The 7,752-nt window shown below is 36.9% G+C and carries 6 protein-coding genes; all 6 read right to left on the bottom strand.

Features of this window, described 5'->3' with window-relative positions; genetic code table 11:
- Positions 1-71: 71 nt before the first annotated feature.
- The 6 genes from HMPREF2961_RS07885 to HMPREF2961_RS07860 all read right to left on the bottom strand — a co-directional run bounded on the left by HMPREF2961_RS07885 (position 72) and on the right by HMPREF2961_RS07860 (position 7,481).
- Positions 72-1,517: a response regulator transcription factor gene (locus HMPREF2961_RS07885; RefSeq protein WP_002316115.1), complete on the bottom strand. Its 1,446-nt coding sequence runs from the start codon at positions 1,515-1,517 to the stop codon at positions 72-74.
- Between the two features lie 2 nt (positions 1,518-1,519).
- A complete protein-coding gene (locus HMPREF2961_RS07880) occupies positions 1,520-3,244 on the bottom strand; it encodes a sensor histidine kinase (protein ID WP_002316114.1) in 1,725 nt (574 codons plus the stop codon).
- Positions 3,237-3,851, bottom strand: a complete 615-nt coding sequence (locus tag HMPREF2961_RS07875) for a YesL family protein (RefSeq protein WP_002316113.1) — start codon at positions 3,849-3,851, stop codon at positions 3,237-3,239. The genes HMPREF2961_RS07880 and HMPREF2961_RS07875 overlap by 8 nt, the downstream gene beginning before the upstream one ends.
- Positions 3,852-4,106: 255 nt before the next feature.
- Positions 4,107-5,567: an ABC transporter substrate-binding protein gene (locus HMPREF2961_RS07870; protein ID WP_002316112.1), complete on the bottom strand. Its 1,461-nt coding sequence runs from the start codon at positions 5,565-5,567 to the stop codon at positions 4,107-4,109.
- 34 nt (positions 5,568-5,601) lie between these two features.
- Positions 5,602-6,522, bottom strand: a complete 921-nt coding sequence (locus HMPREF2961_RS07865) for a carbohydrate ABC transporter permease (protein ID WP_002316111.1) — start codon at positions 6,520-6,522, stop codon at positions 5,602-5,604.
- A gap of 11 nt (positions 6,523-6,533) precedes the next feature.
- Entirely contained in the window at positions 6,534-7,481 is a 948-nt protein-coding gene (locus HMPREF2961_RS07860; RefSeq protein WP_002316110.1) for an ABC transporter permease, read from the bottom strand.
- Positions 7,482-7,752 lie beyond the last annotated feature (271 nt).

Raw genomic sequence — 7,752 nt, 5'->3', positions numbered from 1 at the left:
TTTCGTTTGGTTGGGCTTATTACCGCAGATGCAAACTTTTGAATATTGATTCATTCCATACGCTTCTTTTTTTAGGATTCTCCTCTTTTTTCCCGATACTCCTTAGGGGATCTGCCGACAATCTTCTTGAATAATTTAGAGAAATACGTGGTATTGTTGTAGCCAATCTCACTTGCTATTTCATTGACGTTTTGATTACTGTGCAAAAGCAGCTGCTTTGCTTTTTCCATACGTAAATGGTTCAAATAAGCTGAAAAACTTTTTTTCGTTTCTTTTTTGAACAACTGCCCTAAATACATGACATTTAAATGCAAACTTTCTGACACTTCTTTGAGTGTAAGTGGTTCTTGATAGTGCTGATGCAGGATTTCAATTACTTTTTCTACATTGCCACTGTATTTTTTCTGTCTCTGGTGCTTTTGGACGAACGACAGAAGAAGCTGATGGAGTTCTTGCACCGTTTTTGCCTGATGAATTTTTTCGATTCCTTGTAAATATTCTTCATCTTCTAGATCAATCAATTCCCGTTGAATCTCCATAAACAGTAAAAAGCTGGAGTACCGGATGTCTTCCGGCATCATGGCTGCTAACTGAAATTGCTCGAAAAAATCAGTGATCATTTTTTGGGCATCATCTAATCGTTTATTTTGCAACACACGTCTGAAACTTGAAAAATCGATGGTTTGCTCTTTTATTGTTGCTTGTATTGCGTAAAAAACATGCTCGTCTTTATCTCCATAAAATTGATGTAATTGTAGATTGTCTTTCGCTTGTTGGAATGTTTCAGGGATCTTGTCCAATGAATCTGTCTCTTCCCCGATACTGATCAGCCATTCCTGATCAGGGACGTTTTCTTGGACAAAACAGCAGAATCCATCAACTTCATCTGCCTCCAACAACAGCGTAATCAATATACGGTCTCCATAATTTCTTTGATAATAAAAGATTTGCTGGTGTTCTTTCAACCATGTATTGATAAGAGGATCATGAATTCTTGATAATTGGATCAATACTATTCTATGCTGTTTCTCACTGATTTGTCCTATTATTTCTTCTTCACTTGCTTCATCTAACTCTTCATTCAACCATTGACTGAATAATAGTTCCTGATAGATTTCTTGCTGATTTTTTTGTTCATTTTGCTGGTCTAACCGTGTTTTGATTTTCTTGAGGCTTTCAATCAATTCGAACTTATTCACGGGTTTCATCAAATAATTCACCGCACCTAATTGCATGCCTCCTTTCAAATAATCAAATTCTTGGTACCCGGACAAAATCATAAATTCAAAATTATGATGTTCTTTTTGAGCTGCTTCAATAAATTCCAGTCCGTTTATTTCTGGCATCGTCACGTCCGTTACCACTAGATCAATCCGTTGTTGTTCAAGGACAGATAGTCCTTCTTTGGCATTCTCCGCTGTTGCTACTATTTGGAACCCTAAACCTTTCCAATCAATTATCTTTTTTAACCCATTCAAAATCATATATTCATCATCTACCAATAACACCTGGTACATGTTCACCCCTCCTTGAATGTAATAGAAACAGTCAGTCCACCTGTCTCATTATTCTCAAGCGACATGTAATAACTGCTGCCGAAGTTGGCACGTAAACGTTCATTCACGTTTTGCAGACCGATTGATTCGTGAAGTTCCACTTTGGGATGAGACAGTTTTTCTTCCACCTGTTTTAGCCGTTTTTCAGTCATCCCTCTTCCATTATCTTTGACGATGATCCTTACCCGCTTGTCTTCCTGTAAGACTTTGACACTTATGGCATTATCAAATCGAGTAAAATCAATACCATGTTTAAAATAATTTTCAACTAATGGTTGAATCACAAATTTAGGTACTTCAATCTTTTCCAAATCAGGATCGATCATAAAATGATAGGCCACTCGATTAGGATAACGCATTTGATATAAATAGACATATTTTTCGCAAAAGTCCAATTCTTCTTTCAAAGTGATCGTCTTCTCTTGATTTGTGTTGTTTCGGAGCAAGGCAGAAAAAGCATATACAACATCTGCTAATTCTTCGCTTCCTTCGCTGATTGCATACATTCGGATATATTCTAATGTATTGTATAAAAAATGCGGATTGATCTGTGCTTGAAGCGCCCGCATATGTGCATCTTGCTGTTTGATTTCTAGTTTGTAGATGTCTTCGACAAATTGATTGATGCTATCCAACATTTCGTTGATACCGATCGAAAGTTCCTTTAGTTCATATTCCGTTTTTGTTGTATCAATCCGTGTTTCTAAATTCCCTGCTGCTGTTTGCTCCATTGCCTGCATGACGACGGATATTTGCTGTGAATATCGTTTGAATGTTTTATAAAGAAAGATAAGCAATATACTGTCTAAAACAATGATACCGACAATCAGAGGGGCAAGGTTTTTCCCCGTTTCGGTTTTTACACTTTTTTTATCTAATACAGCTAATATTCGGTAATCATCCGACAGTTCTTGATGCTGAACAAAATTATTTTTTCTCAGATTAGCAATTGGCAATTGTGAATTTTTCTGAAGACTCTCTGAGATAATCGTTTCTTGTCTTCCAAATGTTTCTTTAGCTATTTTATTATCATGGAACGTATACAAGCGATTTGTCGTGCCAGAAATCATGTATAAAGAGAGTCCATTGAATGACGTTAGATTCTCTAAAATCGTATCTAGCTCTTTCTTTTGGAAACCGATAAAAATACTGCCTGACTCAGCTCCTCCTTGGGTGATAGGCAACTTGATATAAAAGGCATCTAGTAATTTCGGCGTTCCTGCTTTTACTTCTCCGCCTTTGTTTTCTCTAGAGGATTCATAGTACTCCGGTAGCTGATTCAACACGATATATATCGCACTTAGTTCTTCATAATTTATATAAAGATCTTTGATTTGATTTGGGAAAGAAACTAATTCGTCGGTACTGTTTTGCTGCTCATATACATACATCAAATACTGATCTATGGGTTTTGTTAAGTAGGTAGTGACATTTTCGATTTTTTCGGAATCACCTACAAGCTGGTTTTTAATGATCCTACTCAAAGTTGTTTTGTCATTCAGCATTCTGCTTGTACTTTGAACGGCATCACTTGTCATGTTTTCTGCCTGCTTTTGGTTTTGATCCCACGTATGGACACTAAAAATAACAGTAGCAGTCATCGTTACACCAATCATGATAACCGCATATTTCCGTAATAGCCGATTCAGTAAGGTTCCTTTTGAAAATAGAATACGGATCTTATTCATAACTTTCCAACTGTTTATCTAACTCTTCACGCCACTGTTTCGTCATCGTATCATTCCAAACCGTCAAAAGACCAATGACACCAAATAAAATCAATCCTTTGAATTGCCAAGTCACAGCTATAATTACACTGCTACCAATAATTATTTTTAGAAAAGACGAAAAGCTGGAAAAAACCGAAATAAAACTCATCTTTAGCAGATTAGGAACAGAGATCGTATATTCACTGTCTAAAATCATACTGTATTGATAAGTAGCAAATAGGCAAAATAAGGCAAAAAGCAAAATAAAATCAATAGCTAAAAAAATGAGCCCTTTGATTTGAACAGATAGATATAGATTGTAGCTCAATAAAGCAGTACTAGATAAAAATAAACTAAATAGCAGATTTCCTCTTAAAAAATTTCTTTTATATATATTCCAGCCTCTTTTTAACGTGATTTCTTTATACTCGAATCCATATAAATAAAATAACTCATTGACTGTTTTCCATGCCGTACCTAATCCAAAGATGATTCCGCCGACAAACGTGTATATCCAGAAATATAAGGTTAGTTTTATAACGACCCAGATCCGGATAAACAACTCTTCCAAAACCTTCCCTAACATATCTTCTCCTCCAAACATTAAGTTTATACTTTCTCATTATACAAAAAAAGGTTGGGCAATCAGCACCATGGCCTGAGTATTAAAGGTTGTAAAAGAGCTGCCCTGCATCAAGTAATAAGAACAGCCGAACAAAAATAGCTCTCTACGTTTTTCGTTCGGTTGGGCTGATTGCCGCAGATACAAGGTTTTGAACACCATTCATTCGGAACAAGAGGTTGCGACACGTTTTTGTCACAACCTCTTTGTCTTTATTCATTATTGTTCTTGTCGAAACTCGTCATATTGTTTTTGCATTTCTTTCAATACCTTGTCATAACCAGCTTTATCTAAAGCTTCTTTTAATTTCGGCAATGTTTCATCTGGATCAACAGTTCCTGTATTCAATCCATCCAAATACTGGTTCATGACATTTGAAATATTACTTAATTCTGTTTTTACATTGTCCGTGTTGAAGCTGAATCCTAAAATCGGTGAAGTTTCTGCTTCAGCAATCGATTGGTCGCGTTTGGCAATCATGTCATCCGTAATGGACTCTTGTGTATATAGAATCTTATTGTTTCCTGTATTCCAAGCAGACATATGTGTGTTTGGCTGATAACCATCTAGCAATTTGATTTTATCCTCTGAACCATCGACTTTTTCCCATGCTTCTCCTTCGATTCCCCAAACAAGTCCATTCAATAATTCTGGATCACTGTTAAGTAGGCCTAGAAGTACTACTGATTTTTCTTTATTTTTTGAAGTATTGGATACGACAAAATTTGCCATTTGTGCTTGAGCTGTAGATTTCAATGGAACAGTAATTGCTTTTGAAACTAGTTCTTGTTTTGCTGCATTTGTCAAAATCGTATCGCCATAATCATAGGGGCCTTGTGTTTCTCCACGCATCAGCCAAGTATTTCCTTCTAGTGGATAGTCCTTATTGCTCGTTGCAGCGTCACTTGGAATGAGTCCTTGTTTGTACCAGCTATGCATCGTACGCAACAGTCCGATATACGTTTCATTGTCGTATTGGTTGATGATTTTTGAATCATCTCCATCCAGATCAATAGCAAATGGTAAAGTGTTCCCTAAAGGATAGTCAAAGTTTCCTTGGACTTTGAATCCTTGTCCAATGGCAAAAGCGGCCGTGTTTGGTTCTTTTTCATGGAATTCCTTCAAAACTTTTTCTGCATCAGCGTAAGATTGGATTCCATCAATTGAAAGATCATATTTATCTAGTAAAGCTTTGTTAAAAGTAAGTACTTGTTGAGCAAAGACATTTCCATTTACTGGAAAGGCATATAATTTCCCATTCACCAAATCTCCTTTGATATAAGCTTCATCTAAATCATTATACGCTTTTTCAGCATACTTAGGCGCTAATTCAGTCAAATCAGCAAAGGCTCCTTTTTGAGCATTGGAAACATAGTTGTTCGCAAAGGCGATATCGTAATTTTCTCCGGAAGAAATGATGACGTTCATTTTCTTTTCGTAATCGCCCCAACCAATGTAATTGATATTGACTTTTGCACCAATCTCTTTTTCGATTCGTTTGTTTGCCACTTCCATCAATTGATCGAAATTATCCGGTTTATCACCGATTTGATACATCTGCAAAGTGTCCGAATCACTAGCTTCTGCTTGCTCTTTAGAACCAGAACCTCCGCATGCCGCTAATGTACCTACCAATAATGCTGAAACACCTGTAAAGGCTAGTTTCTTCCATAACTTCATTTTTCTTCCTCCTAGTTTTATGATTTATATTTTTTTATTCTTTTACTCCACCGATCGTTAGACCTTTGACAAAATGTTTCTGGAAAAATGGATAGCTGATCGCAATAGGCAACGTAGAGATAACTACGATCGCCATTCTGGCGGATTCTCCTGGAACTGAAGCTAGCCCACCTGTCAATTGGCTTCCTGCTCCTGAATTTTGCGTCAGATATTGAATATTACTTTGGATTTTCATCAAAAGATACTGTAGTGGAACTAGCTTATCATCTTGAATGTATAGTAAAGCATTGAACCAGTCATTCCAGTAGCCCAATGCGGCAAATAAGCTGATTGTCGCGATACCAGGAACAGCTAACGGTAAAACGATTTGAACGAATATTCGAAGTTCGCTAGCTCCGTCGATCCGCGCCGATTCAATAATCGAATCAGAGACCGAACGTTTAAAGAATGTGCGCATCACAATAATATTGAAGGGGCTAACAGCCATTGGCAAGATCAATGCCCAAATCGTATCTTTTAACTGGAGAAGATTTGTCATAACAAGATAATTGGCTACCATTCCTGGTGAGAACAACATCGTAATCAAACAAAAAACGGTAAAAAAACGACGGAATGGAAAGTTTGACCGCGAAATCGCATAAGCATATAAAGAAGTAGCCGTGCTATTGATCAGGGTACCTAAAACAGTAACAAGTACAGTTACGAAAAGCGCTTGCAAAATTTTATCCTGCATCTGGTCGAACAAATACGTATAACCAAATAGACTGAATTTTTCTGGCCAAAAACTGTACCCGTGCGTCGACAATATGGACTCATCGGTAACAGAGATGGCAATAACAAATATGAATGGCAAAACACAGGAAATAGCAAAGAGTGCAATCATTATATTAGAGAAAAAATTGGTCGTCTTATTGAAAGAACGGACTTGGACTCTCTCCACTTTCTTTTTTTTCATTTTTTTCCTCCTTAGAATAATGCAGAATCGCTATCAAAACGACGGACGACCGTATTTGTGATCATCAATAAGACAAAACCGACAACTGATTGATAAAGGCCTGCAGCAGCCGTCATACCAAAATCTCCTGTGGATGTCAGCCCATTGTAGATATACGTATCCAAAACTTGAGTCACATCGTACAATGCACCGGAATTCCTAGGAATGTTATAAAACAGGCCAAAATCAGCTCGAAAAATGTTTCCTACGGCTAAAATCGTTAAAATCGTCATCAATGGAATCAGTTGTGGTATCGTCACATGTTTGATTTGCTGCCATTTGCTAGCTCCATCAACCATAGCAGCTTCATAATAAGTCGGATCGATTCCCATAACAGATGCAAAGTAAATGATGCTGTTATAACCAATCCCTTTCCATGTACCGATGAATACTAAGATAAATGGCCAATATTTCGGTTCATTATACCAATTGACAGCTTCTCCTCCGTGTCCAGTAATCCACTGGTTGAATATTCCTTTGTCGGGACTTAAAAAGGCGTAAACGAAGTAACTGATAATGACCCAAGATAGAAAATAAGGGAGCAACGACATCGTTTGATAAACTTTAACAAGTCGTTTATTTCTCAACTCGCTCATAATGACTGCAAATACGACTGAAATGAGCAGATTTAAAAGGATAAATGTCACATTATATAAAATTGTATTTTTAGTGATGAGAAATGCTTGGTCCGAAGAAAATAAAAATTTGAAATTTTCCCAACCCACCCAAGGACTTTCCCTCAGGCTAGCCAAGAACCCATCTGCTGAAATATGAAAATTTTTGAATGCTACGACATTCGCCATTACAGGTATGTAAAAGAAAAAAATCATCCAAAGCATACCCGGTACAGCCATCAGGACAAGTGCTTTATAACGCCATAGATTCATAAAAAAATGATTGAACCCCTTTCGTTTTTTCATCTAAAAACCCCTTTCGATTCATTCGCAACGTTATTATAGCGCTTTCAATAATGAGAATAAATAAACAAAGTATAGGGAAAATGAAACAAAGTATAGGAGGGGTTGTGAAATCAGCGTTTTGTCCTGAGTATTAGAGAAAAAAACGGAAAAATAGTTTCTCATATTTTGCCGTTTTTTGAGCTAATACCGAGGGTCAGCTGATTGAACACCGTTTATCAGAGATTGTGAAAAAGCTGCCTTGCATCAAGCAATAAGAACAGCCAAACCAAAA

Source organism: Enterococcus sp. HMSC076E04 (assembly GCF_001814285.1).
In the GTDB taxonomy this organism is placed as follows: Bacteria; Bacillota; Bacilli; order Lactobacillales; family Enterococcaceae; genus Enterococcus_B; species Enterococcus_B lactis.
Note: the sequence above shows the minus strand (reverse complement) of the source record. Positions and strands in the feature narration are given on the sequence as shown.